General features: G+C 60.8%; 28 protein-coding genes. 13 read left to right on the top strand and 15 right to left on the bottom strand.

The window, feature by feature from the left end; all coding sequences use genetic code 11:
* Positions 1-2: 2 nt before the first annotated feature.
* The 4 genes from KUV46_14745 to rpsF form a co-directional block, all read right to left on the bottom strand.
* Positions 3-1,490: a replicative DNA helicase gene (locus KUV46_14745; protein QYJ00576.1), complete on the bottom strand. Its 1,488-nt coding sequence runs from the start codon at positions 1,488-1,490 to the stop codon at positions 3-5.
* A gap of 256 nt (positions 1,491-1,746) precedes the next feature.
* On the bottom strand, positions 1,747-2,340 hold the full coding sequence (gene rplI / locus KUV46_14740; GenBank protein QYJ00575.1) for a 50S ribosomal protein L9: 594 nt from the start codon (positions 2,338-2,340) through the stop codon (positions 1,747-1,749).
* 12 nt (positions 2,341-2,352) lie between these two features.
* Positions 2,353-2,625 carry a 30S ribosomal protein S18 gene (rpsR, locus tag KUV46_14735; protein ID QYJ00574.1) on the bottom strand — a complete coding sequence of 91 codons (273 nt, stop codon included), beginning with the start codon at positions 2,623-2,625 and terminating at the stop codon, positions 2,353-2,355.
* A 12-nt stretch (positions 2,626-2,637) separates the two neighbouring features.
* Positions 2,638-2,973 carry a 30S ribosomal protein S6 gene (rpsF, locus tag KUV46_14730; protein ID QYJ00573.1) on the bottom strand — a complete coding sequence of 112 codons (336 nt, stop codon included), beginning with the start codon at positions 2,971-2,973 and terminating at the stop codon, positions 2,638-2,640.
* A 229-nt stretch (positions 2,974-3,202) separates the two neighbouring features.
* Between rpsF and fabD the strand changes: the two genes are divergently transcribed.
* From fabD to gmk, 7 genes are all read left to right on the top strand, one after another.
* Positions 3,203-4,147 carry an ACP S-malonyltransferase gene (gene fabD / locus KUV46_14725; protein ID QYJ00572.1) on the top strand — a complete coding sequence of 315 codons (945 nt, stop codon included), beginning with the start codon at positions 3,203-3,205 and terminating at the stop codon, positions 4,145-4,147.
* A 65-nt stretch (positions 4,148-4,212) separates the two neighbouring features.
* A complete protein-coding gene (gene fabG / locus KUV46_14720; GenBank protein ID QYJ00571.1) occupies positions 4,213-4,953 on the top strand; it encodes a 3-oxoacyl-[acyl-carrier-protein] reductase in 741 nt (246 codons plus the stop codon).
* Between the two features lie 107 nt (positions 4,954-5,060).
* A complete protein-coding gene (locus KUV46_14715; protein ID QYJ00570.1) occupies positions 5,061-5,297 on the top strand; it encodes an acyl carrier protein in 237 nt (78 codons plus the stop codon).
* Between the two features lie 14 nt (positions 5,298-5,311).
* Positions 5,312-6,595 (top strand): beta-ketoacyl-ACP synthase II, encoded by a 1,284-nt coding sequence (gene fabF, locus KUV46_14710; protein ID QYJ00569.1) that lies wholly within the window; start codon positions 5,312-5,314, stop codon positions 6,593-6,595.
* A 59-nt stretch (positions 6,596-6,654) separates the two neighbouring features.
* Positions 6,655-7,692, top strand: a complete 1,038-nt coding sequence (gene mltG / locus KUV46_14705) for an endolytic transglycosylase MltG (GenBank protein QYJ00568.1) — start codon at positions 6,655-6,657, stop codon at positions 7,690-7,692.
* Positions 7,689-8,576 (top strand): YicC family protein, encoded by an 888-nt coding sequence (locus tag KUV46_14700; protein QYJ00567.1) that lies wholly within the window; start codon positions 7,689-7,691, stop codon positions 8,574-8,576. Before mltG ends, KUV46_14700 begins: the two co-directional genes overlap by 4 nt.
* Positions 8,566-9,219, top strand: coding sequence for a guanylate kinase (gene gmk, locus KUV46_14695; protein QYJ00566.1), 654 nt, complete (start codon positions 8,566-8,568; stop codon positions 9,217-9,219). Before KUV46_14700 ends, gmk begins: the two co-directional genes overlap by 11 nt.
* Before the next feature lie 26 nt (positions 9,220-9,245).
* Here the strand turns inward: gmk and rsmA are convergent, their stop codons facing one another.
* The 6 genes from rsmA to plsY all read right to left on the bottom strand — a co-directional run bounded on the left by rsmA (position 9,246) and on the right by plsY (position 16,485).
* Positions 9,246-10,085, bottom strand: coding sequence for a 16S rRNA (adenine(1518)-N(6)/adenine(1519)-N(6))-dimethyltransferase RsmA (gene rsmA, locus KUV46_14690; GenBank protein ID QYJ00565.1), 840 nt, complete (start codon positions 10,083-10,085; stop codon positions 9,246-9,248).
* Positions 10,075-11,085, bottom strand: coding sequence for a 4-hydroxythreonine-4-phosphate dehydrogenase PdxA (gene pdxA / locus KUV46_14685; protein QYJ00564.1), 1,011 nt, complete (start codon positions 11,083-11,085; stop codon positions 10,075-10,077). Before pdxA ends, rsmA begins: the two co-directional genes overlap by 11 nt.
* Positions 11,086-11,101: 16 nt before the next feature.
* The gene (locus tag KUV46_14680) at positions 11,102-12,346 is read right to left on the bottom strand and encodes a SurA N-terminal domain-containing protein (protein QYJ00563.1); all 1,245 of its coding nucleotides are present in this window, start codon (positions 12,344-12,346) and stop codon (positions 11,102-11,104) included.
* Positions 12,347-12,466: 120 nt separating this feature from the next.
* Complete coding sequence (lptD, locus tag KUV46_14675) at positions 12,467-14,674, bottom strand: LPS assembly protein LptD (GenBank protein QYJ00562.1); 2,208 nt, start codon at positions 14,672-14,674, stop codon at positions 12,467-12,469.
* A gap of 132 nt (positions 14,675-14,806) precedes the next feature.
* Complete coding sequence (gene dprA, locus KUV46_14670; GenBank protein ID QYJ00561.1) at positions 14,807-15,877, bottom strand: DNA-processing protein DprA; 1,071 nt, start codon at positions 15,875-15,877, stop codon at positions 14,807-14,809.
* The gene (plsY, locus tag KUV46_14665; GenBank protein ID QYJ00560.1) at positions 15,874-16,485 is read right to left on the bottom strand and encodes a glycerol-3-phosphate 1-O-acyltransferase PlsY; all 612 of its coding nucleotides are present in this window, start codon (positions 16,483-16,485) and stop codon (positions 15,874-15,876) included. Before plsY ends, dprA begins: the two co-directional genes overlap by 4 nt.
* A 136-nt stretch (positions 16,486-16,621) precedes the next feature.
* Here plsY and KUV46_14660 point away from each other — a divergent pair, with 136 nt between their 5' ends.
* A complete protein-coding gene (locus KUV46_14660; protein ID QYJ00559.1) occupies positions 16,622-17,200 on the top strand; it encodes a TetR family transcriptional regulator in 579 nt (192 codons plus the stop codon).
* Positions 17,201-17,203: 3 nt separating this feature from the next.
* Here the strand turns inward: KUV46_14660 and pyrC are convergent, their stop codons facing one another.
* Genes pyrC through ruvX form a run of 4 tightly spaced genes read right to left on the bottom strand, consistent with a single transcriptional unit; the run spans position 17,204 to position 20,855 of the window.
* Positions 17,204-18,475: a dihydroorotase gene (gene pyrC / locus KUV46_14655; protein ID QYJ00558.1), complete on the bottom strand. Its 1,272-nt coding sequence runs from the start codon at positions 18,473-18,475 to the stop codon at positions 17,204-17,206.
* Entirely contained in the window at positions 18,472-19,419 is a 948-nt protein-coding gene (locus tag KUV46_14650) for an aspartate carbamoyltransferase catalytic subunit (protein ID QYJ00557.1), read from the bottom strand. The genes pyrC and KUV46_14650 overlap by 4 nt, the downstream gene beginning before the upstream one ends.
* A gap of 54 nt (positions 19,420-19,473) precedes the next feature.
* Complete coding sequence (locus KUV46_14645; GenBank protein ID QYJ00556.1) at positions 19,474-20,400, bottom strand: AEC family transporter; 927 nt, start codon at positions 20,398-20,400, stop codon at positions 19,474-19,476.
* Positions 20,397-20,855 carry a Holliday junction resolvase RuvX gene (gene ruvX, locus KUV46_14640; protein QYJ00555.1) on the bottom strand — a complete coding sequence of 153 codons (459 nt, stop codon included), beginning with the start codon at positions 20,853-20,855 and terminating at the stop codon, positions 20,397-20,399. The genes KUV46_14645 and ruvX overlap by 4 nt, the downstream gene beginning before the upstream one ends.
* A gap of 79 nt (positions 20,856-20,934) precedes the next feature.
* On the opposite strand from ruvX, the gene gatC reads away from it, so the two are divergent.
* Positions 20,935-21,222, top strand: a complete 288-nt coding sequence (gatC, locus tag KUV46_14635; protein ID QYJ00554.1) for an Asp-tRNA(Asn)/Glu-tRNA(Gln) amidotransferase subunit GatC — start codon at positions 20,935-20,937, stop codon at positions 21,220-21,222.
* Between the two features lie 72 nt (positions 21,223-21,294).
* Here the strand turns inward: gatC and KUV46_14630 are convergent, their stop codons facing one another.
* Entirely contained in the window at positions 21,295-21,741 is a 447-nt protein-coding gene (locus KUV46_14630; GenBank protein QYJ00553.1) for a hypothetical protein, read from the bottom strand.
* Positions 21,742-21,908: 167 nt separating this feature from the next.
* Here KUV46_14630 and gatA point away from each other — a divergent pair, with 167 nt between their 5' ends.
* From gatA to gatB, 4 genes are all read left to right on the top strand, one after another.
* Positions 21,909-23,381, top strand: coding sequence for an Asp-tRNA(Asn)/Glu-tRNA(Gln) amidotransferase subunit GatA (gene gatA / locus KUV46_14625; GenBank protein ID QYJ00552.1), 1,473 nt, complete (start codon positions 21,909-21,911; stop codon positions 23,379-23,381).
* Positions 23,382-23,391: 10 nt separating this feature from the next.
* Positions 23,392-23,649 (top strand): hypothetical protein, encoded by a 258-nt coding sequence (locus tag KUV46_14620; GenBank protein ID QYJ00551.1) that lies wholly within the window; start codon positions 23,392-23,394, stop codon positions 23,647-23,649.
* Positions 23,650-23,707: 58 nt separating this feature from the next.
* Positions 23,708-24,034, top strand: a complete 327-nt coding sequence (locus KUV46_14615) for a hypothetical protein (protein QYJ00550.1) — start codon at positions 23,708-23,710, stop codon at positions 24,032-24,034.
* Between the two features lie 93 nt (positions 24,035-24,127).
* On the top strand, positions 24,128-25,639 hold the full coding sequence (gene gatB, locus KUV46_14610) for an Asp-tRNA(Asn)/Glu-tRNA(Gln) amidotransferase subunit GatB (protein QYJ00549.1): 1,512 nt from the start codon (positions 24,128-24,130) through the stop codon (positions 25,637-25,639).
* Positions 25,640-25,662: the final 23 nt, after the last annotated feature.

Raw genomic sequence — 25,662 nt, 5'->3', positions numbered from 1 at the left:
TTCTAGCCGAAGTCTGGTTCAGGCTGCTGGCGCTTGAGGTTGCCGAAACGGGTCGTGTTGGCATCGAAGGCAAGGGTGACGCGGCCAATCGGGCCGTGACGCTGCTTGCCGATAATGACTTCAGCGGTGCCGAGAACCTCGTCCATGCGCTGGCGCCATTTGGTCCATTTCTCCGCAGATGCCGGGTCTTCACCGCCAGACTGGGGCTCGGTCCGCTCCAGATAATAGGACTCGCGGTAGACGAACATGACGACGTCAGCGTCCTGCTCAATCGAGCCGGATTCGCGAAGGTCAGAGAGCTGCGGGCGTTTGTCTTCACGCTGTTCGACCTGACGCGACAGCTGGGAGAGGGCGATGACCGGGACGTTGAGCTCCTTGGCGAGCGCCTTGAGGCCCATCGTGATCTGCGTGATCTCCTGAACGCGTGAGTCGCTGGCTTTGCCGGTCGTGGAGGTCAGAAGCTGAAGATAGTCGATGACGACCATGTCGAGGCCGCTGGTGCGCTTCAGGCGCCGGGCACGGGCGGCAAGCTGGCTGACCGAGATTCCGCCCTGGTCATCGATATAGAGCGGCAGGTTCTGAAGCTCTTCTGTCGCCTGGCGGATCTTTTCAAAATCGCTGGCATCAAGGTCGCCCTGACGGATGTGGTGGGCGTTAAGTCCTGTGCGGTCTGCGATGATACGCGTGGCGAGTTGCTCACACGACATTTCGAGAGAAAAGAACGCAACAACAGCGCCTTCGACGGTTTTCTTCGACCCGTCAGGCTGAGTCTCACGGCGGCAGGCCTGCGCGGCGTTGAAGGCGATATTGGTCGCGAGCGTGGTCTTACCCATGGAAGGGCGGCCCGCGAGGATGACGAGGTCAGACTTGTGGAAGCCGCCAAGCATCGTGTCGAGGTCGTCCAGCTGGGATGCCACACCGGCGATCTTGCCGTCGCGCTTGAAGGCCGCCTCTGCCATGGCGAGCGACTCTTTGAGAGCGGTCGAAAAGGAATGGAAGCCGCGGCCGGAAGAGCCGCGGTCTGCGAGGTCAAAGAGCTGGCGCTCGGCGAGCTCCAGCTGCTTGTCGCCGTCTTCTTCAGGGGCTGGCTTGAAAGCGCGGTGCTGGACCGTCGCCCCGATGTCGATCAGGTCACGGCGCATCGCGAAATCGCGGATCATGCGGGCGTAGTCAGAGATTTCCGGGCCGAATGCTGCGGAGTCGAGCAGTTCTGCCAGATAGGACGCGCCGCCGATTTCCTGCAGCTTGTCAGCCTTCTCGAAATGCTCGCGCAGCGTGATGCCGTCAGCGACACGCCCGCCCTGGATCATTGTCGAGCAGACTTCGAAAATCTCCTGATGGGGGATCGAGTAGAAGTCAGTGGAGCGCAGGATGTCCGCAACACGCTGGAACGCATTATTGTCGTAGAGGATCGCACCGAGGACGCCGGCTTCTGCCGACAGATTGTGCGGTGCTTCGACCGACTTGGGCGTATTGGACATATCGTTCATGCGCGTGTCCCCGAAAAGGTTCTTACCGATGGGTTAACTTTACGCCTGAGTGGGGAAAGATTGCAGGCTTGACTTGCATAGAAACTGCCATCGTCCACAGCTCAAATGAGACCTGTGGAATACCGCGATTCGGGCGTGAAAGATTCGCGGCCCCTTTTAGTCGGGGAGCACCACAGCGCCTGAATTCTCTGCAAAGAAAAAGGCCGCGCCCGATGGGCACGGCCTTGATCAAAGTCTTGCGTAAGACGCACGGAGACTATTCGTCGTCGCCGCCGTCGCGGGTGGCTTCCTCGCGCTCTGCGCTGGCTTCAGCCAGTTCAGCAGATTGCTCGGCAGCTGCGCCTTGCTGTTCGGCCTGGATCGTCTCGATGACGTTCTCGCCAGCAGCCTGACGTTCAGCTTCTTCCATCGAACGGGCAACGTTCACGGTGATCTCGACGAGAACTTCCGCGTGAAGGCGAACGCCCAGCTCGTAAATGCCGATCGTCTTGATTGGCTGGTCGAGCTTGATCTGACCGCGGCGGACCTTGAAGTCCTTCTCGGCCAGCGCATCGACGATGTCGCGGGTCGAGACGGAACCGTAGAGGTTGCCGGTGTCGGAAGACTGGCGGATGAGAACGACTTCGGCGCCGTCCATGTTGTTGCCGGTCTGCTTGGCTTCTTCGCGTGCGTCTGCGTTGCGCTTCTCGATGAGGTCACGCTCTGCAGCGAAACGGGCGCGGTTGCGATCGTTTGCGATCAGCGCCTTGCCGCGTGGCAGCAGGAAGTTACGGGCGAAGCCGTTCTTCACGGTGACTTCTTCGCCAAGCTCGCCAAGGTTTTCGACGCGTTCAAGAAGGATGATGTCCATGTGTCAGTCCTCCTACTTAACGGTGAATGGCAGGAGCGCGAGCATACGGGCGCGTTTGATGGCGCGGGCAAGCTTACGCTGGTTCTTGACGTTCACTGCAGTGATCCGCGACGGGACAATCTTGCCCTTCTCGGAGATGTAGCGCTGCAGCAGTTTCACATCCTTGTAATCGATCGCCGGGGCGCCTTCGCCCGAGAACGGATCGACCTTGCGGCGGCGATTGAAGGTGCGCCGGGCAGGGATGTTGGTGATGTTGATATCACCGGCGTTGTTTTCTGAAGACATAACTCTCGCTCCCTAGTCCTTGCGGCCCTTGCGGCCCATCATCGGGGACGGCTCATCGTCCAGCTCTTCGACCTTGATCGTCATGTAACGGATGACGTCGTCGGAGATACGGTGACGGCGCTCGAGCTCATGAACGGCGGCTGCTGGGCCGTCGATGTTGAGCAGGGAGTAGTGTCCCTTGCGCTGCTTGTTGATCGGGTAGGAGAGGTTGCGCAGGCCCCAGTATTCGGTCTTGCCGACCTTTGCGCCCTGGCTTTCCAGCCATTGGCCGAGCTCTTCGATCTGGCTCTCGACCTGTGCAGGCGAGATGTCCGGACGCGAGATCAGCACGTGTTCATAAAGTGCCATAATGGTCTTTCCCTGGTGTTCAGAATGCGGCGCTGGAACGCGGGAAGACGTTCCGGCGATGGCCCCCAGTCATCCGGCTCATTCCGGACACCAGGACCGCACCCCGTGTGAAGAGGCGGCTTAAAGCCCAAACTGCCAAAAGAATCAAGCAGACTTGCGAGTCTGCGAGCAGCCATCTAGGCAGTCGGCCAAATCAGATTCCAGAGATCAGACTGAAGGGCAGGACCGCATGACCAAGTTCGCGTTCATTTTTCCCGGACAGGGCAGCCAGTTCATCGGCATGGGCAAGGACCTTGCCGCGGCATATCCAGAAGCGCGTGAGGTCTTCGAGACGGTGGACGCCGCGCTCCATCAGGACCTTTCGAAATTGATCTGGGAAGGTGATGAGGAAGAGCTGAAGCTGACGGCAAATACGCAGCCGGCGCTCATGGCTGTCAGTGTTGCCGCCATTCGTGCGCTTCAGGCCCATGGCATAGGCCCGGACAAGGCGGCTTTCGTGGCAGGCCACTCGCTTGGTGAGTATTCCGCCCTGGCCGCAAGCGGCGCGATCGAGCTTGCTGACGCGGCGCGCATTCTGCGTATCCGCGGCAATGCCATGCAGGCGGCTGTGCCTCCTGGTGAAGGTGCGATGGCGGCTTTGCTGGGCGCGACGCCAGAACAGGCAGTCGCGCTTTGTGAGCTTGGCCGCGCTGATGGCGGTGCCTGCGAGATCGCGAATGACAATGCGCCGGGGCAGATTGTGATTTCAGGCGCGAAGGGGGCTGTCGAACTCGCCGCCTCCAAGACCGGTGAAGTCGGTATCAAGAAGGCAATGATGCTGCCTGTCAGCGCGCCGTTCCATTGCTCGATGATGCAGCCTGCTGCCGATGAGATGATGAAGGCGCTGTCGGATATCGAGATCAAGACGCCGTCCGTGCCTGTGATTGCCAATGTCACGGCAGAGCCGACGAGCGACCCGGTCGCGATCCGTCAGCACCTGATCGAGCAGGTCTGCGGCCAGGTCCGCTGGCGCGAAAGTGTTGAGTTCATGGCGGCCCAGGGCATCGAGCTGACGGTCGAGGCGGGCGCCGGAAAGGTACTGAGCGTCATGAACCGCCGTACCGCCAAGGACATTGAAGGGCTGACACTGGGCAGTCCCGAAGACATAGAATCGGTTGCTAAGCGTCTCGGCTAGGGCGACAAGGGTCGAAACCGAGAACGAGACGGCAGAAGCCGCAAGCAAGGAAGGACGAGAGCCGCATGTTTGATCTCAGCGGACGCACAGCGCTAGTGACCGGGGCCTCAGGTGGCATCGGTAGCGCAATTGCGAAATCCCTGTCTGAAGCCGGCGCCAAGGTCGCCCTGTCCGGTACGCGTGAAGGCGTTCTGGAAGAGGTGCGCTCCGGCCTGCCAGGTGAGGGCGTCGTCGTCACCGCAAACCTGTCAGACGCTGAATCGGTCGACAGCCTTGTCGGGCGCGCCGAAGAAGCGTTGGGCGGCGGTCTCGATATCCTCGTCGCCAATGCGGGTATCACGCGCGACAAGCTGCTCATGCAGATGAAGCCCGAAGACTTTGATGATGTGATGAACGTCAATCTTGGCTCTTACTACCGCCTGACCAAGTCGGTGGTGCGGGGCATGATGAAGCGCCGCCACGGCCGTATCATCGGCATCACGTCCATTGTCGGTGTGACCGGCAATCCGGGACAGGCAAACTACTGCGCGTCAAAGGCCGGCATGATCGGCTTCACCAAGGCGCTTGCCCAGGAAGTCGCGAGCCGCGGCATCACCGCGAACTGTATCGCGCCGGGCTTTATCGAATCGCCCATGACGGATGTGCTGCCAGACGCGCAGAAAGAAGCGCTGCTCGGCCAGATCCCGTCTGGAAAACTCGGCCAGGGCAGTGATATAGCTTCGGCTGCGGTCTATCTTGCTTCATCAGAAGCCGCCTATGTCACGGGGCAGACTCTGCACGTGAATGGCGGCATGGCGATGATCTAGGCAAAGGCACCCAACAGTTGCAGCCCTTGGCGTTCTCTTTATCAGTGTGCTAACGGGCAACCCAAGACGAACAGTCTTCCTATCAGACATTATGAGAGAGGTTTTCCATGTCTGACGTTTTCGAGCGTGTAAAAAAGATCGTTGTCGAGAATCTCGACGTTGAAGCAGACAAGGTCACGGAATCGGCGAGCTTCATCGACGATCTCGGCGCTGACTCCCTCGACCTGGTCGAGCTGGTCATGGCTTTCGAAGAAGAGTTCAACATCGAAATCCCTGACGACGTTCAAGAGAACATCCGTACCGTTGGTGACGCTGTCACCCACATCAAGGCTCACGTCTCTTAATCGGGAGTAAGCTGATGCGCCGCGTAGTTATTACTGGAATCGGCCTGGTGTCGCCGCTCGCTAATGGGCGCGAGGCAACCTGGGAGAGGCTTCTTGAGGGCAAGTCGGGGGCAGGTCCTATCGACCTGTTCGATACCAAGGACGTGCCCTGCAAGATTGCCTGTCAGGTTCCGTGGAATGATGGACGCGGCGGCGGTAGTGCCGACGATCCTCACTCATTCGATCCGGACAAGGCGGCGAGCGCCAAAGAGCGCCGTCGCATTGACGAGTTCATCCTGTATGCGCTCGCAGCAGCCGACGAATGTGTTGAGGATTCAGGCTGGAAGCCCGAAACCGACGAGCAGAAGGAGCGCACAGGCGTTCTGATCGGCTCTGGCATCGGTGGTCTCCAGTCCATCTACGACACTGCCATCACACTGCACACCCAGGGCGCACGCCGCGTGAGCCCGTTCTTCATCCCGTCCGCACTGATCAACCTCGCTTCCGGCCAGGTCTCGATCCGTCACGGGTTCAAGGGGCCGAACCATTCTGTGGTGACGGCCTGTGCAACCGGTGCCCACGCCATCGGCGACTCGGCCCGTCTCATCCAGTATGGCGACGCGGACTTGATGCTTGCAGGCGGCGCAGAGGCTGTGATCTGCGAGATCGGCATTGCCGGTTTCTGTGCAGCCAAGGCCATGTCCACCAGCTTCAACGATACGCCTGAGAAAGCGTCCCGTCCTTATGACAAGGACCGCGATGGCTTCGTCATGGGCGAAGGCGCAGCGATCCTGATGCTCGAAGAGTATGAGCATGCCAAGGCACGCGGCGCCAAGATCTATGCAGAGGTCGCAGGCTATGGCCTGACGGGCGATGCCTATCACATCACGGCGCCTGCAGAGGGCTCCGAGGGCGGCTATCGCGCCATGAAAATGGCGCTGGATCATTCCGGCCTCGACGTGAGCGATATCGATTATGTGAACACGCACGGTACTTCGACGCCGAAGGGCGATGAAGGCGAGATCGGTGCGGTCGAACGTCTGTTCGGTGAGCATGCGAAGAACCTTTCGCTGTCATCGACCAAGTCCGCTGTCGGTCACCTTCTGGGGGCTGCTGGTGCGATTGAGGGCGCTTTCTGTGCGCTTGCGCTGCGTGACCAGGTCATGCCGCCGACGCTCAATCTCGACAATCCGAGTGTCGACACGCAGATCGATCTCATTCCGCACAAGGCCAAGAAGGGCAAGGTTCGTGCAGCCATGTCGAATTCCTTCGGTTTTGGCGGCACCAATGCGTGTCTTATCCTCAAACAGGCTGACTAGTTCCCTAAGCGATAAAGCTCAGGCAAGGTAAGGCCAGCCTGTACAGTGGGGGAGTAGATATGCGGTTCATCAAGGCGCTTCTGGCGATTGTTATCGTGCTGGTCGTGGTCGGCGCAGCTGCGGCTGTTGGCGGCTGGTTCTGGCTGCAGAACGAAATCAGCGAGCCGGGGCCGCTCGCCGAGAGCGCTGTGTTTGAAGTGCGACAGGGCGACCATGTCAGCGGCGTTGCCCAGCGGCTGGAAAGCCAGGGCATCATCTCCAATGCGGATGTAATGAAGCTGCATGCACGGCTTTCTGAACAGCAGGCCGGGCTGAAGGTCGGGGAGTACGCCATTCCGCCCCGCGCGAGCATTGCTGGCATCATGGAGCTGCTCGTGTCCGGCGATGTCATCACATATCGCATCACTGTGCCTGAGGGGCTAACGACGGCGCAGGTTCTTCGCATCGTCGAGAACCATCCAGAGCTCGAAGGCGACATGCCGGAGCGTGAGATTGGCGAAGGCACGCTTCTGCCCGACACCTATATTTTCTCGGCCGACAAGTCGCGCACCGCGATGATCGAGCGGATGGAGAAGGCGCAGGACGACCTGCTCGAAGAGCTGTGGCCGCAACGGGCTGATGATCTTCCAATCTCGACCATTGAGGAGGCGATCATTCTCGCGTCCGTCGTCGAGAAAGAAACGGGTAGCGCCGATGAGCGCCCGCTCGTGGCTGGGCTCTTTACCAACCGGCTTCGGCGCGGCATGCGCCTCGAGAGCGACCCGACAGTCATTTATGGCGTCTCCCGCGGTGAACCGCTTTACCGGACGCTGAACGGTCAGCGCGTGCGCCGCACGCTCTATCGCTCCGAGCTCGACCGGGTCACCGACTGGAACACATATGAGATGGACGGTCTGCCAAAGACGCCGATCTGCAATCCGGGGCGTGACGCGATCGCGGCAGTGCTGGATCCGCCGGAAACCGATTACATCTTCTTTGTTGCCGACGGCACCGGCGGGCATGCCTTTGCCGAGACGCTGTCGGAGCATAACCGCAATGTCGCTGCCTATCGTGCGTATGAGCGCCGCGAGATTGCGCGTGAGCGAGGCCAGGAGTGAGCGCACGCGTTTCTTCAATGACGGGCTTTGCCCGGGTGTCTGGCGAAGCAGAGTGGGGCAGCTGGGCGATCGAGGCGAAAAGCGTCAATGGCCGCTCCCTAGATGTGCGCGTGAATGTGCCCGGCGGGTTTGAAGAGGTGGAGCGCGCGATCAAGCAGGCGGCATCCAAGCTGTTTGCGCGCGGCAACATCCAGATTGGCCTGCGGATCGAAGTGTCTGGCGGTGCAGAGACACTAAGCGTCAATCACGATGCGCTGCAGCAGCTTCTGCGGGCCTTTGAGAAGGCTTCTGGCCGGGCGGCAGACCTTGGGGCGATCGCTTCGCTGATGGGCATCAAGGGTGTCGTGGAGACAGGCCAGGGTTCGACGCGCGCCGCCGCGAGCGAGGAGGCTGTCGCGACCTTGCAGGCTGGCGGCGACGAACTCGTAGCGCAGCTTAATGAGGCGCGTCTGGAAGAGGGCGCCGCGCTAGAAGAGATGCTCAGCGGATATCTGGCCGAAATGGCGCGTGTGGTGGATGAGGCAGAGGCGCTTGCAGCTGAGCAGCCCAAGCTACTGAAAGCCCGCCTTGAGAAGCAGCTCGCAGAGCTGGACGCCAGCGACAAGGTAGATAGCGAGCGGCTTGCGGCCGAGATTGCGCTGTCGGTCGCCAAGGCAGATGTCCGAGAGGAAATCGACCGGCTTCGGGCCCATATCGAAAGCGGCAGGGGCCTCCTGAAACAGGGAGGGCCGATTGGCCGCAAACTCGACTTCCTGGCGCAGGAGTTCAACCGCGAGGCCAATACGCTCTGCTCAAAGTCGGCCAGCCTCGATTTGACGAATGCGGGACTCGCGCTCAAAGGGCTCGTAGATCAGTTCAAGGAGCAGGCAGCCAATGTCGAATAGCGGCCATCCGAAAGATGCAGGCGAGCGCAGGGGCCTGATGCTCGTCATTTCCTCTCCCTCAGGCGCGGGCAAGACGACGCTTTGCAAGAAGCTGATGGAGGAGTTCTCCGACATCAAGCTGTCAGTCTCCGCGACGACGCGGCCAGAGCGGCCGGGCGAAGTCGATGGCAAGGACTATCACTTCAAGACGGTCGATGAATTCCGTTCGATGATTGCGCAGCGGGAGTTTCTCGAATGGGCGCTGGTCTTCGATAATCTCTATGGGACGCCGCGCGCAGATACCGAGGCGCTGCTTTCCAGCGGCCATGACGTCCTGTTCGATGTGGACTGGCAGGGCGCCGATGCGCTGCATGATCAGATGCCGCGCGATGTCGTGTCGGTCTTCATTCTTCCGCCGAGCATCGAGGCGCTGAAGTCGCGTCTCGCGGCGCGTCCGGGCTCAACAGATGAGATCGTCGAGCGGCGCATGCGGGATGCGAAGGCTGAAATGCGCCATTGGCGGCGCTATGACTATGCCATCGTCAATGATGACCTCGAGATCGCGTATCAGCGACTGAAGCGCATCCTGCTGGTTGAGCGCCTGAAACGCCTTCGCCAGCTCAGCCTGGAAGATCATGTGCGCGAGCTAATGGGCGAGGCTTAGCGGGCGGGGCTGGCGCTGGCATCAGCCTACTGGCTTTCAGCGAGGTAGGCGGCGAGCGACCTGAAGTCATCTTGGGTCAGCGTTTCGGCGCGGGCGGTCGGGTCTATATTGCAGCTTTCCAGCCAGCTCGTCGCGTCGATTCCGCGTGTCTTGGCGAGCGCTTTCAGACTGGCTCGAAGCATTTTGCGGCGTTGACCGAAGGCTGCGGTCGAGACCTTCTCCAGCGTGTCGAGATCAGCAAAGCGCTTTTCCGGCTGTAGCGGTGTCAGCACGGCGACGGCGCTGTCGACCTTGGGCGGCGGGCGGAAGGCGCCGGGGGGCAGGGTGAAGGCGATATGGGCGTCGCAGACGGCATGCGTCAGCACGGCCAGACGGCCATAGTGCGGCGTGCCCGGGCCAGCGACGATGCGCTCAGCCACTTCCTTCTGGAACATGAGCGCCATCTCACCGCGCCAGTCCCCGGTCTTGAGCCAGTCGATCAGAAGGGGCGTGCCGACATTGTACGGCAGGTTGGCGACGATCATTGCAGGGGTGCTGCCGCCGGACTCTTCAATGATGCTGGTCCAGTTTATTTTACGGGCATCGCGTTGGTAAACGCGCAGGCGCCCATCTGCAGCTTCAGGCCAGGTTTCAAGAGCGCTGGCAAACCGCTCATCGGCCTCGACGCAGATGAGTTTGGCCACGCCTTCGTTCAGCAGGGCGCGTGTCAGACCGCCTGGGCCGGGCCCGACTTCGATGACCGTGCGCCCTTCGACGGGGCCGGATGCGAGGGCAGTGCGCCTGAGTATGTCCGGGTCAAAGAGGAAGTGCTGACCAAGCGCCTTACGGGCAGGCGCTTCAGTGAGGCGCGGCGTTTCATGCGTCATGTCGAGCCCTCTGCGCCGCCATTTGGCCCGCAAGGCGTATTGCAGCGATCAGGCTGTCCGGGCGCGCCTTGTCCTCGGCGGCAACGTCATAGGCTGTGCCGTGATCCGGGCTGGTGCGGATGACGGGCAGGCCGAGCGTTGTGTTCACGCCGCCCCAGATGTCGAGCGTCTTTACGGGGATGAGGCCCTGATCATGCGTCATGGCGATAACGGCGTCGAAGCGACCATCCAGCGTCTCTGCGAAGATCGTATCTGCGGGACGCGCGTCAGAGACGTTGATCCCGTCATTGCGAAGGCGGTCTGCGACAGGATTGATAATGTCGCGCTCTTCAAGACCGATCGTACCGCTTTCGCCCGCATGCGGGTTAAGGCCGGTCAAGCCGATGCGCGGCGAACCGATACCGAAATCGCGCTGCATGGCGCGAGCAGTCGTACGGATGACGGTCTCGAGGCTCGTTGCTGTCAGGTGATCGAGAACGCGCATCAGCGGAACGTGGATAGTCGCCAGAGACACGCGAAGTCCGCCGCCGACGAGCATCATGACGGGGGGGCTCGCTTCGCCTGTATGCGCCTCGCAGAGCTCGGCCAGGTATTCCGTGTGCCCCGGATGACGAAAACCAGCGGAATAGAGGACCGCTTTGGAAATCGGATTGGTCACAACGCCGCCTGCATCGCCAGCGAAGGTATCAGCCATCGCCCGGTCGATACTCTCGACGATAGCTGGCGCCAACGCGCTGTCAGGCGTACCGGTCTTGAAGGAGGGCAGGGCGGCGCTGAGCGGAAGGACAGGAAGTTTGTCCGCGAAGACACTCGCAGCGTCTGCCGGGCTTTCGATGACCGCAGAGGCCTCGCCGTAAATAGCAGGATCACCCGTCACATAGAACGGCCTGCTGGCCGGGTCTGCCGACAGGGTCTGCCAGGCGCGCAGTGTGATCTGTGGCCCGCAGCCAGCCGGGTCACCCATGGTGACGGCCAGCGGCAGGTCCTCAGGATTGGCCATGGAAATGTCCGGACTGTTAGCTGCCGCGCTGGATGATCGTCGCTTCGCGGCGCAGATTGCGCAGCGAACGCTGGGAAATCATCTGAAGCTCGCGGCCGAACAGGCGGTCTTCCATTTCCTCGCGGGTCGGGAGAGCGGCGCCAGACTGGCGGCGGTCACAGACATACATCACGGCAAGCGTGCCGGACGTCGCAAAGACCTGCGTCGGCTGGCCGATGGAGACCTCGTCGATCATGTTCTGACCTTCTGCACCAAGATCTTCGAGGCGGATGTCGCTCAACTCGTTGGCGCTGAGGTTCGGGTCTGTATTGGCGATGTCCATGGCTGCCTCGCAGCTATTGGCCTGGCTTGCCGCCGCCCGCAGGGCATCCTCTGAGCCGTCGGTCACGGCCAGGCGCACGAGATCAACACGCGTTTCAAGCTCGTTCGGGTCGCGCTTGCCCTTGAAGTTTATGAGATAAACGCCGTCCGCGACGACAATAGGCTCAGACACGCCGGTTTCGCTCATATTGCGAACCGCGTCTGCAACGATTGGATCAATATCATCGAGTGCTACCCAGCCCATATCGCCGCCTGCGGCCGATGTCGGTGCCGATGACAGGCGCTGTGCCGCCAGCGAAAAGGGAGCGCCAGCTTCGAGCTGCTCGATAATGGTCGCTGCACCCCGGAGGGCTTCTGACTTGTCCTGCTCGGTCGGGGCGTACAGGAAAAGCTCATCAAGATTGTACTGTACCTGCGTCAGCGAATTGCGCTGCTGTTCGAGAGCTTCATCAATCTGATTGCTGGAAACGCGAATCCGCGAGCCATAAAGACCGCCCATGATTCGGCGCCATGCGATCTCAGCGCGCATCTGCTCAACCAGGCTGGACGGGTTCACACCTGACTGGAGGAGGACATTCACAAGGCCGTCGCGGTCGAGACCCGACTGGCGGGCCATGTCAGCGATAGCGCGGTTGATGTCCTCATCAGACACCTCGACCTCATATTCCGTGGCTTCCTGAAGCTGGAGCTTTTCATCGATCAGTTCATCCAGCGCCTGGGATGTAACCTGCTGGATCTGTTGCTGGGTCGGCTGCTGCGCACCTAGTGTCAGGAGAAGCAGGCTCGCGCGTTCACGCACATCGCTATAGGAGATCGGCTGATCGTTCACGATCGCGACGATACCCTCGATCGTCTGCGTTTCGCTCTGTGCCATTGCTGGCGCAGATAGGGAGCCGGCTGTGACTGCGACGAGCGCAGATGCCATAAGTTTTTTCATCATCGCAAACCTCCAAGGTGACGCGGTAGTCGGTGCTGTTCCCTTGCCCGCGCGAAGCATACCCAGCCTCACACCACGCGCAACGGTGTGCGTTCAGTGAGGCTGGTTCCAGCTCCTGTAGCTTTAGTCGAAATTACGCGACCCCAACTCGCCGATCGTCTTGAAGCCGAAGCGGAAAACGATGGATTCCGAAGGCCCAAGTTCCCGGTTCTGTGTGCCCTGGCGCTCATAGACGAGTTCGAAGCGCGAGCAGTCATCTTCATAGGCGAAGCCGATGCCCTGACGGATATTGAGGTTCTGCTCAAATTCACGCTGCAGCTCAAACAGGACAAGAATATTGTCACGCACAAACACTTCGCCGAGCAGGAAGAGGCCTTCCTGGCGCACGCCTGAACGGGTGATGCTCTCATCGATTCGGTAATAGATCGCCTTGGTGCGCGCGATGTCGTCGATGTCCAGGTTGAACGCAGTATCCAGGCGGTTGATGTCGAGGCTGTCATCATCGAGACGCAGCTTTGTATCGATGCTGAAATAGTCGTTGAAATCGACCGATGCGCTGACCAGCCAGTCACTGACCGTGCCGTCGAGATTGCTCGACACATCAAAGGCCGGGTCGGCTTCGCTGCGCCAGCGGCGGCCGACAAGACCCGAAATCTCGAAGCCGTTCTTCCAGCGTGCGGTGGCCGAGATACCGGCGCCAAGCTTCTGGTCGCCTTCGTACAGGTCGTAGCCGGCCTGCGCATTTGCATCGAACAAGGAGGAAGTATCGAGCTCGTAGAAGGCGCCGTCTTCGACGGGGATTGGCTCATCGTTCGGGCTGCCGGATGAGATGGCGCCCATCACAATCGGCTCGACCAGCAGGTCGACATTCCGGCCCGGGCGGTAGAATGGCATGGACAGCTTTACGCCGGTCGAGCCAAGCGCACGGGTGATTGTGTCGCTCTCATCTACCGTGGGAAAATCATTCACGTCGTAATAGTCGAAGCGCGCTTCAGCGAAGGGTTCGACGATGAGGCCGCCAGGAATGATGCGCTGGGTCGACCAGTCGGCCCCGGTTGAAACACGCCGGCTATCGACGCCCTGAACGCGCTCGAGGAAGGCAGCGGAGCCTGTCAGGCTGAGAAAGCCATATTTGCCGAGATCGACATCGTATTGCGAGTTGATCAGCGGAAGAACGTCGGCAATCCGGTCTTCTGCTAGGCCTTGGGCCTGAAGGTTGTCGAAGGTCTGGACCGACGCATCGACATACCAGTTCTTCGCTTGGCCTTGCGTGTAGAGCTGCGAGAGCAGGGTCTTCGGCTGGCTGTAATAGATGCCGCGGCGGTCATTCTCACCATCGACGTCGTAGCGGTCGGTGTAGAGGTCATCGCTGGCCTCTTCGACGGCAAAACCCCAATCCCACTCTTCGGAGATGCGGAAGCGACCGTCAGCAAAGAAGTGCCCGCGGAATGCCTTGTTGTTCAGCCGCTCACCATCATCGTCGAACCGCGCTTCATTGGTGAAGCTGAAGTTCATGTTCACATCGCCGCTATAGAAGCGTTTGCGGTAGTCGAACTCCAGGCGCGGATCGATCTTGGTGTAGAAGGCCGGCGCTACGACGAGGTCCTGGTAGTCGGATATCGCCCAATAGTAGCGCGGCTGAAGGAAGGCGCCGTACTTTGAAGACGCCCCGAAGCGCGGAACGAGGAAGCCAGAGCGGCGCTCGGATTGCGGGTCCGGGTGGGAGAAATATGGAAAGTAGACGACGGGTACGCCGGCGATCTCGAACACGGCGTCCCGGTAGGTGAACATGCCGGTGTCTTCGTTGAGAACCGCCTTGCGCGCGCGTATCGACCAGGTTGGCGTGGTCTGGCCTTCACAGAGCTCACAGGCCGTGAAGACCGCCCGATCCAGCTCGGTAACGGTTTCATTGCGCCGCTCTGCAGTGTTCGCAGCTGCCGTCTCGCCTTGCGGTGTGCGCAGCGAGAAGCCTGTCGCAAAGCCATCTACCAGACGGGAATCAGTTTCAATCTCTTCGGCAAAGCGTTCCGTGCCATCCGGCTCTGTGATGACGATATTGCCCTGGGCGCGCACGCGGCCCGTCTCACGATCATAGGTTAGCTTGTCGGCTGTAAGAACGCGGCCTTCGTACTCAGCGCGTACATTGCCTTCAGCGACGACCAGGTTCTCGTTCTCAAGCACATAGGCGTTGTCGGCGTTCAGCAGGACTCTTTCTTCAACGAGAATGTCGTCCTGTTCTGACACCTCTTCGGTCTGAGGTGCCTGCGCAATGGCTGGCAGCGCGGCTGCAGCGACAAGCAATGACGCAAGAGAAATCTTCAAACTGGCCATCCCGCCTCCCCTCAATGCGAACAGGTTGCCTCAAATTCGCTTAAGCGCAGTCCCGGCTGAGGTCCACACTTCTAACCAGCCTGAACCGGACTTTTCATGCAATCTGGCTGATCTTTACGGCGCAGCTATTAACTATACCTTTGAGGCCAGTCCACCCGCATGAGTCAAGGCGCGGCCTTCCAGCTCCAATTCCATCAGCCGGGCGGCGCACTGGCGCGCAGTGCAGCCGCTGGCGCGTGCAATGTCAGCGATCGGGAGCGGTGTCGGGGACAGCGCTTCGACGATGCGTTCCGTCAGACCGTCATCATCTGCTTGCGGATCATCTGGCGGGTCTAGCGGCAGGGTCGGGTGAAACCGTACTGTGGTGTCTTCGATCTGCGAGGCGATGGCTTCGAGGACGTCTTCTGCATGGCGTATCAGCGTCGCGCCGTCGCGCAATAGCCGGTTGGTGCCAGCTGCGCGCCTGTCGAGCGGTGAGCCGGGGACGGCCATGACTTCGCGGCCCTGTTCACCGGCCATACGCGCCGAGATGAGAGAGCCTGAGCGCTCTGTCGCCTCAATGACAACGGTGCCAACTGCGAGACCGGTGATGATGCGGTTACGGCGGGGAAAATCCTGCGCGGTGGCTCTGCGCCCGAAGGCGCGTTCCGAAACGATCAGGCCAGCCTGCTCAATCTCATGGTAGAGCGCCTCATGCTGGGGCGGGTAGATCTGGTCGACGCCGCCTGCGAGCACAGCGATTGTGCCCGTATCGAGGGCAGCCTGATGGGCCTCACCATCAATGCCGCGGGCGAGGCCCGATGCGATGACGAGGCCTGCCTTGCCAAGTGCGGCGGCGAGTTCTCTCGCGATCTTGCGCCCCGCCGCAGAGGCGTCACGCGCGCCGACGAGCGCAATGGCGGGACGCTTTAGCAGGGTGTTGTCGCCCAGCACGGTGAGCACGGGTGGCGGCGGCGATAATTCTCCGAGAGCGACCGGATAGTCATCGTCTTCAGAGAAGATCAGCTTCGCGCCACGATTGGACGCCATGTCCATCTCGCGCCGGGCGGCATCAAGGTCAGCCCGAATGCCGGCGCGTTTTACGGCGTCCTGCGGTGAGCCGTATTTTGCCAGCAGCTGGAAGAAGGTGACCGGCCCGACCTGCGGCGCCCGCGCTAGTGCGAGCCAGGAGACGCGGCGCTCCTCGCTGGAGCCGCTGTTCAAGCGGCGTCCTTTTTCTTCTGGCCGAACTTCGGTTCGGTGCCGGAGAGAAGACGTTTCAGGTTGGCGCGGTGGGTCCAGAAGACCAGCACACTCAGCACAACGAGGACGCCGACGGCGAACTGCGTCTCACCCAGAAGCCAGGCACCGATCGGCACCAGCGTTGCCGCCGTGAGGGCGGCCAGTGACGAGATACGTGAGAAGAAGAAAACGGCCAGCCAGATCGGCGCCGCGATCAGGAAGCCTTTCCAGGATGCGAACAGGAGCAGGCCTGCATAGGTCGCAACGCCCTTGCCGCCCTTGAAGCGCAGCCAGATCGGGTAGCAGTGGCCGATGAACGCGAAGACGCCCGCGATCAGGCCGACATTCCGGTCACCGAAGACGAGGGCGAAACCGACAATGGCAAGGCCCGCCTTGAAACTGTCGAGGAGAAGAGTGGCGAGCGCCAGATCCTTGCGGCCCGTCCGCAGGACATTGGTCGCGCCGATATTGCCAGACCCGATCTCGCGGATGTCGCCGAGACCCGCGGCGCGCGTGATAAACAGGCCGAACGGGATTGAGCCGAGAAAATAACCGCCGAGAGCAGCGATGATGAAGGCGATGCCATCCATGATATTATGTCCTGACAGGATACGAGCGGCGGGGAGGGGTTTTGTGTGCGTGTCTGGGAGTGAGGTCAAGACGCCGTGCGAAAGACGCCAATGCCTTTAACCATCGCTTTGCCCTTGATCATTATAGGATCTGTCGATGATGACAGCTGACACCGACGCCGTTCAGACTGTGCCTGCACGGGAGAAAATCCTGCAGGCGACCCTGGACCTCATCCCGGACTGGGGGCCGGACCGCATCACGCACCGGCTGGTGTCAGCCGAGGCCGATGTGTCACCGGGCACGATCACCTACCATTTCGACACGATCGACGCGCTGCTGTCAGATGCCTTCCGGCTCTACATGGCGGATTATGAGGCCGGACTGGATGAGGCGCTTGAGGCGCGGCCTTTGCGGTCATCCCGCGATGTCGTGCAGTTCCTGATGATGCTGATCGCCACCTCGCCAGAGCGCGCCGATCTAGCGCGTATCGAATATGCGATGATCGCCTATGCGCAGCGTGATGAGCTTCTGCAGCAGGAGGTGACAGCCTGGGCGGAGCTCTTGCCCGCACGTCTGTTTGATGCGCTCTGCCGGATTGGTGACCGGTATCCTGATGAGTCGGTGTCGAGGCTCGTGCGCTATTGCCGGGGCGTCGAGTTTGACGTGCTCTCGCGTGGTCTCAGCATTGATCTCGTCGAGCTTGAGGGTGAGCTCCTTTCTCTGCTCGACGTCTGAGAATTATCTCTGAAATACGGTCTCGCCACCGATGATGGTGTGCATGACGCGGCCAACCATCCGGCGCCCGTCAAAGGGCGAGTTTAGGGACCGCGATAGCAGGTTTTCGCGCTCGCAATGCCAGGGTTTGTCCGGGTCGAACAGGATGAGATCTGCTGGCAGGCCCGCCGCCAGTCGGCCTTGCGGTACGCCGATGAGCTTCGCCGGTGAGGATGTGATGGGGCGCAGCGCGTCGAGCAGGCTGAGCCGTTCATCCTGAACCAGAACGAGAAGTGCCGACAGAACCGTCTCAAGCCCGGCAGCTCCGAAGGCGGCTTCGCCGAATGGCAGACGCTTTTCTTCGGGCGGTTGTGGGTCGTGGGCAGAGACAACCGCATCGATTTCACCGGCTGCGAGGGCGTCAATCAGCGCTTGTCGATCATCCTCATTGCGGAAGGGCGGATTGACCTTGCAGTAGGTCAGGTAATCGCCGACGTCGGTCTCATTGAAGAAGAGGTGATGGGCGGCAACGCTGACATAGACTTCGACGCCGCGGCCACGGGCCTCACGAATGATGTCGAGGCTGCGCGCGGTTGAAACCTGATCGACGAGAAGGCGGCAGCCTGTCGCTTCAGCGAGAAGCAAGTCACGGGATAGGCCAATCCATTCGGCTTCGCGCGGCAGGCCGGCAAGTCCCATGCGGGCAGCACGGGCGCCTGAATTCATGACACCCTTCGCTGAGAGGGCGTAAGTGTCGGCGCGGCTCGAAACCATGACATCGCAGCTGGCAGCGTAGGCCATAGTGCGGCGCAGGACTGACGTGTCCTCGACTGGCCAGTCGCCATTCGTGAAGAAGACCGCGCCAGAACCCTGCATCAGGCTGATTTCGGACATGGCCTTGCCCTGAAGGCCCATGGTCAGCGCGCCTGCCGGGTAAATCCGGGTCTTCGAGGTTTCGCGGCCTCGATTGGTGATGAACTGGACGAGGGCGACGTCGTCGATGACCGGTTCAGTGTCCGGCATGACGACCATGCTGGTTACGCCGCCGGAAACGGCCGCGCGGGATGCGGTTTCGAGCGTTTCGCGCTGTTCACCGCCGGGTTCACCGGTCTTGACCCGGAGGTCTACGAGACCAGGGGAGAGGCAAAGGCCTGACGCGTCGATCAGCGTATCGGCGCCGCCGCTGACATCTCCGACAGCAGAGATTTTGCCGTCCTCAATGAGCAGGCTTCCCATCTCATCCAGGCCAGATGCCGGGCAGAGCAGGCGAGCATTGGTGATCAGGGTCCGGCTCATACGCGTCTTCCTGCGAGCAATTTGAGTACGGCCTCGCGGACCGCGACGCCCATCTCGACCTGCTGTGTGATGACAGAGCGCTCACCGTCAGCGATGGCGCTCTCGATCTCGATACCGCGGTTCATGGGGCCTGGATGCATGACGGTCGCGTCACTGGCGGCGCGGGCGAGGCGCTCGTTCGTGAGGCCGAAATTGCGGAAATATTCGCGCTGGCTTGGAAGGTAGGCGCCGTTCATGCGCTCCATCTGCAGGCGAAGCATCATGACGACATCTGCGCCCTCGATGGCGTCGTCGAAGCTGTGCGTGGTGCGTGCTGCGCCCCAATGTTCTGTGCCCGATGGCAGAAGCGTCGCAGGGCCGCAGAGGGTGACCTCGGCGCCAAGAAGGTGCAGGGCGAGTGTTGTCGATCGGGCGACCCGTGAGTGCAGTATGTCCCCGCAGATCGTCACTTTCAGCCCTTCGATACGACCCTTGGTGCGCCGGATGGTGAGCGTGTCGAGCAGGCCCTGCGTCGGGTGCTGGTGTGTGCCGTCACCGGCATTGATGACGGCGCAATCTACTTTCCGGGAGAGTAGCTTGACCCCGCCGGAGGCCGAATGACGGATCACGATGGCGTCTGGAGACATCGCATTCAGCGTCATTGCCGTATCGATCAGCGTCTCGCCTTTCTTGACGCTGGACTGGGCGATGGGCATCGCCACGACGTCTGCACCAAGCCGTCTGGCGGCGATTTCGAAGCTGGACATGGTTCGGGTCGAATTCTCGAAGAAGAGATTGATGACCGTCATGTCCTTGAGGTGCGGCTCTGGCCGCCGGCCGGCGCGCGTTGCCTCTGCAAACTCTTCGGAAAGATCGAGAATATGTTCGATATCGAGCCGGGACAGGTCCTCAATGCTCAATAGATGCTTGTGATCAAACTTGTAGCTGTAGCCCGGAATGGACATGCGCTGCCTTTCGATTTTCGGCGGTTTAGGCGCGTTTCCGGCCCCCCGCAAGGCCTAGAACAGCCCGAAGCTGAGACAGGCGAACCAGATGACCGGCATGGTGATAAGTGAGAGGACCGTCTGCATTGCAATGAGGTTGGCGGCAAGCGGAGCGTCACCGCCAAGCTGGCGCGCGAGAATATAGGAGCTGGTCGCCGTCGGCACCGATGCGCTGATGACAGCGATGGCAAGCGGCGTGCCGCTGATGCTTAGGACCAGCGCGCCGCCTATGGCGAGTATCGGCAAGCCGATGAGCCGCACTAGCGACCACGTCACGGTCTTGAGGCCCGAACGGCCAAGCGCGGCGATGTCCATACCGGCACCGGCAGCGAGCAGGCCGAGCGCGATCGTGCCTTGCCCAAGTAGATCAATAGTGAGGTCGAGGAGGGTAGGGATTTCGATGTTAAGCGCCGCAAGAAGGCCGCCAACTGCGCAGGCGATGATGAGCGGGTTGCGCAGGAGCTCCTTTACCGGGTTTCGTTTCGGCAAGCCCTCGCGTTCGGCGTGGCTGGTGAGTGCTGCAACGCTGAGCACATTGGCGGCCGGGATCATCGCGGCCGCTGCAATGGAAACGAGGGCCAGGCCTTCATCGCCGAACAGGGCGCTCGCGATGGAGAGGGCGACAAAGGTGTTCCAGCGGACATTCGACTGGATGATCGAGCCGACTTCCGGGCGTCTTATGCCGGGCCAGCGTCGGGCCAGAAGCCCGAACGCGCCGAGCAGGCATTGAGCGGCGATCAGCAAGGCCATGAGTGCCCAGGGCGCCTCTTCGAAGGGCGCGTTGGCCAGTGCGCGAATGATCAGGGCTGGAAAGAGGACGACATAGGCGAGGCGTTCAATCGCGCGCCACCCATCATCGGTGATGGTCTTGCGCCATCCCAGAAACCGCCCCAGCGCCACGATCAGGATCACTGGTACCAGCGCTGAGAGGAAGGCGCTCATGAGGCGTTCGCCAGCCTGTCGATGGCTGTCTGAAGGATGATGGCGGCTGCCGACGCGTCGATGAGTTCTGCGCGCCGCGCACGTGAGAGGTCGCCTGCGATCATGGCGCGTTCGGCCTCGCTGCTGGAGAGGCGCTCATCCTGAAAGGCGATGGGAATATCGCGCCTCGCAATGATATTACGGGCGAGGGCGCGGGCAGACTGGGCACGCGGACCTTCGCTTCCATCCATATTGAGCGGCAGGCCTATGACTAGGCCGACCGTCTTTCTCTGGTCGATGATTTCAAACAGGCGGTCGAGCGATGGGCCAAGCTTGCGACCCTTGCGGATCGTCTCGACTGGCGAAGCAATCAGGCGGCCTGCGTCACAGGCGGCGATGCCCAGCGTTTTGGAGCCAGGGTCGATGCCGATCAGCGGACCACTGGGGGGAAGATCAAACAGGTCGATGGTCGCCATGTGAGGCTCTGTGCCCCCTTCTCTTGAATTTGCCCTGCCTAGCGCGTATCGCACGGTTCTGTCGATTGGAGACCCGCTCATGAGTGTCACGAAGGAAGATGTCCGCAAGGTAGCCCGCCTGTCGCGCATTGCCGTGAGCGAGGACCGTCTGGAGCCGCTGGCGAATGAGCTCACCTCCATTATGGGCTGGATCGAGCAGTTGAACGAAGTGGATGTCGATGGCGTCGAGCCGATGACCTCCGTTGTCGATGCAACGCTGCCGATGCGTGATGACGTTGTCACTGACGGCAATATCCAGGACCAGGTACTGGCAAACGCGCCAAAGAGCGAAGACGGTTTCTTCGTCGTTCCGAAGTCAGTCGAATAAGAAAAGCCCGCAGGGCATTGCCGCTGCAGGCTTTCCATCGCTCTGAATGCTGAGCCGGTTTGCGCGGCGCTGTTATTCGACCGGCTCTCCAGCATCGATTGCGTCCTCATTCCACTCGTAAATGGCTTTGATCGGACAACGCACCGGCGCGATATCGGAGCGGCTTGGGCCAAATGCGCTCCTGAAAGCGTAGATTGAATCACCCTTCGTCACACAGCCGGACCCCGGGAAGGTATCAAAGCTGAGCGAGTTTGCGTTATCGAGGTCGTAACAGCTGCTGACCGTCTCGATGAGATACTCGTCATTCACGCCTTCTTCGACCACAACGCTATTGCGAGTGGCCATCCGGAAGCTGTCTATGTTCGAGGCAAAGCAAACGCGGTCCACTTGTTCGCCGAGACGAGCATCGGTTCGCCAGGCTTCGCGTTCGCTGTCACCAGGCTCAGGCTGGGACGTGCAGGCGGCGATGGCGAAAAGGGCCGTTGCCGGAAGAGCGAAGAGAATTTTCGTGCGGGTCATATGTTTCCTCCAATCTGCAACTGACGCGGGAGCGTACAGTCCATTATACACGTAAACGGGCGAGAGGCGTATCCGGTTCAAATGCGTCGTTTCAGACACCGGGGCTTGAACTCTTGAGCCCGGCCAGCATACGAAGGCGCAAACCTATTCTTGTGGATCCTTGCCAGATGACTGACCTCCCGAAACTCACGCTTGCTGCGGCCCTCGATGGGCTAGCTGCCAAGGCCTTTTCCTCGCGCGAACTTACCGAGGCCTTCATCAAGGAAATCGAGGCATCGAACGACACGCTGAACGCCTACGTCGTGAAGACGCCTGAGAAGGCGCTGGCGATGGCAGACGCGGCAGATGCGAAGATCGCTGCAGGTGAAGCGCGGACACTCGAAGGCGCACCTCTTGGCGTGAAGGACCTTTATTGCACCAAGGATGTCCGCACGACGGCATGTTCGAACATTTTGGGCGAATTCACACCGACCTATGAGTCGACGGTGACCCAGCAACTCTGGGATCGCGGCGCGGTCATGCTCGGCAAGCTCAACATGGATGAGTTCGCGATGGGCTCATCGAACGAGACCTCGCGGTTCGGCCCGCCGGCTAACCCATGGCGCCGCGAAGGCTCCAATCAGAATTTGACGCCGGGCGGCTCCTCGGGTGGCTCTGCGGCCGCTGTTGCGGCTGACCTCTGTCTTGGTGCAACGGCGTCGGACACGGGCGGCTCCATTCGCCAGCCTGCAAGCTTCACCGGGACTGTTGGCATCAAGCCGACCTATGGCCGCGCGAGCCGCTATGGCATGGTCGCATTTGCATCCTCGCTCGATCAGGCTGGCCCGATCGCCAAGACGGTCGAGGACAGCGCCATCCTGCTGGAAGCCATGTGTGGCCACGACGCGAAGGACTCGACCTCTCTGCCAGAACCCGTCCCGGCCTGGCGCGAGAGCGTAAAGCAGGGCGTCAAAGGCATGAAGATCGGCATTCCAAAGGAATACCGCGTCGACAATATGCCTGAAGAAATCGAAGCGCTTTGGACCCAGGGCGTGAAGTGGCTTGAAGAGCAGGGCGCCGAGATCGTCGACGTGTCTCTGCCGCACACGAAATACGCGCTGCCAGCCTATTACATCGTGGCCCCGGCAGAGGCGTCGTCTAACCTCGCGCGCTATGATGGCATGCGCTATGGCACGCGCGTTCAGGGCGACAATCTGGTGAATACCTATGAGGGCACGCGCTCTGAAGGCTTTGGCGCGGAAGTCCAGCGCCGCCTGATGATCGGCACCTACGTTCTCTCGTCCGGTTATTACGACGCCTATTACCTGCGCGCGCAAAAGGTCCGCACGAAAATCCTCAATGATTTCATTGAGGCATACGAAAAGTGTGATGCGCTTCTGACGCCAACCTGTCCGTCTGCAGCCTTCGCTTATGGCGAAAAGGCTGATCCGGTTCAGATGTACCTCAATGACATCTTCACGGTGACCGCAAACCTTGCTGGCCTGCCAGGTATTTCGGTGCCTGCGGCGCTCGACAAGCAGGGCCTTCCGCTCGGCCTGCAGGTGATCGGCAAGGCGCTGGACGAAGCCTCATGCTTCCGCGTTGCGGGTGCCATCGAGGAAGCGGCGGGCTTCGTGGCAAAGCCTCAGAAGTGGTGGTAGGCTGGCGGCCATGTCGACGCGTGGCCACCGCAACCTTCTCGAAAAGATCACGACCGGCCTGTTCTCTCTGAGGCTGCTGCGCTCACGCGCGGTGCGCTGGCCTCTCGCGGTATTGCTTGCTGGGCTTGGTGTTCATGCAGCAACCGTGCAGTCGGCGATGGACGGGCCGAAAGGCTTTGCCGTGCCTGCTATCCTGTTTCTGTTCGCGCTATTCCTAGTGCTGTTGCCAATTCTGCCCGTTGCCGACGGCTGGGACGATAGCGACTGAGCCTCTTAACGCATCTGTGAGCGTGACGGCCTGTGCAGGCGAATGCTAGAAGGTCCTCATGTCGAGAAAAACCAGAACCGCGCTCTACGCCGTCCTTGCCTTCGTCCTGATGGTCCTGCTGATCCTGTCGATGGCCTGGTACAATGGGGTGAACCCATTCCATCCACGCACGCGGATGTACTGGCTCGCTGCCGTTGTCGCTGCTCTTTATATTTCGCTGCGGGGGGCAATCTTCGTCGAGCGGATCCAGTATCGCCGCGAACGCAAGGCCGAAGAGGCTGAGACGCCAAGCCGCCTGAGCGCCAATATCAAGGACCGCATGGCGGCCCGTAAGGCGCGTGTGGCGGCGGCACAGAAAAAGGCTGGCCGGGATAAAAACGGCTAGGTGCTGCAAGGCGCGGGCGGCCGCCTATGGCAAGGCCTCCCGAGCTATGCTTAAACGCGCCCCAGATACTTATCTTGAATCGGGATTGAGAGCATGTCCGAGCGGCCGACCTATACGCTGAAAGGCGACACCGGAGACTGGGAACTTGTGATGGGCCTTGAGGTCCATGCGCAGGTTGCGTCTGAGGCAAAGCTCTTCTCCGGTGCGTCGACCGCATTTGGCGCAGACCCGAACTGCAATGTTTCGCTCGTTGATGCGGCGATGCCGGGCATGCTGCCGGTCATCAACAAGAAGTGCGTCGAGCAGGCCGTGCGCACAGGTCTCGGCCTCAAGGCCAAGATCAACAAATGGTCGCGCTTTGATCGCAAGAACTATTTCTACCCGGATCTTCCGCAGGGCTACCAGATCAGCCAGTTCGACCATCCGATCGTGGGCGAGGGCGAGATTGAAGTGGACGTCGAGCCGGCCCATGGCGACCCGGCCTATTCCTTCCCTGTACGGATTGAACGCCTTCACCTTGAACAGGATGCAGGCAAGTCCATCCACGATATGGACCCGACGGCGACCTATGTGGACCTTAACCGCTCCGGCGTTGCGCTGATGGAAATCGTCTCCAAGCCGGACGTCAGAACGCCTTTGGAAGCAGCAGCTTACGTCAAGAAGCTAAAATCCATCGTGGTCGCCCTCGGCACCTGCGACGGTGACATGGAGAAAGGCAATCTGCGTGCGGACGTAAACGTGTCGGTCTGCAAGCCGGGCGCTTATGAGAAATTCCGCGAGACAGGCGACTTCAGCCATCTTGGCACCCGCTGCGAGATCAAGAACATGAACTCGTTCCGCTTTATCCAGGCGGCAATCGAGTATGAAGCACGCCGTCAGATCGAGATCCTTGAAAGCGGTGGCAAGGTCGATCAGGAAACTCGCCTGTTCGATCCGAACAAGGGCGAGACGCGCTCCATGCGCTCCAAGGAAGACGCGCACGATTATCGCTATTTCCCGGACCCGGACCTTCTGCCGCTCGAGTTCGACGACCTTTTCATCGAGAACATCAAGGCAAGCCTTCCGGAACTGCCGGATGAGAAGCGCGCGCGTTTTGAGAGCGAGTACGGCCTATCGCGCTATGACGCCGGCGTGCTGACTGCTGACAGCGAACGCGCAGAGTTCTTCGAAGCCGTCGCCAAGGGCCGCGATGCAAAACTCGCCGCTAACTGGGTCAGCCAGGAGCTGTTCGGCTATCTCAATCGCGAGGACCTCGAACTGGCAGATAGTCCGGTGTCCGCCGCCCAGCTTGGCGAGCTCGTCGATCTCATTTCGAACGACACGATTTCGGGCAAGATCGCCAAAGATGTCTTCGCCCGCATGATCGATGGCGAGGGCAATCCCGGCGATATCGTCGAGAAACATGGCCTGAAGCAGGTGACGGACACGGGCGCCATTGAAGCCATCGTCGACCAGATCATCGCCGAGAACCCCGAGCAGGCCGCGGCCGTGAAGGAAAAGCCGAAGTCCATGGGCTGGTTTGTCGGTCAGGTGATGAAGGCGTCTGGCGGCAAGGCCAACCCACAGGCCGTCAACGAGATCCTGAAGCAAAAGCTGGGGCTTTAGCCTTACAGTCACTTCAAGCCGAG

The sequence above is a fragment of the Thalassovita mediterranea genome (genome assembly GCA_019448215.1).
GTDB lineage: Bacteria > Pseudomonadota > Alphaproteobacteria > Caulobacterales > Hyphomonadaceae > Henriciella.
The sequence above is the reverse complement of the archived record's forward strand: the minus strand, read 5'-3'. Positions and strand labels throughout refer to the sequence as shown.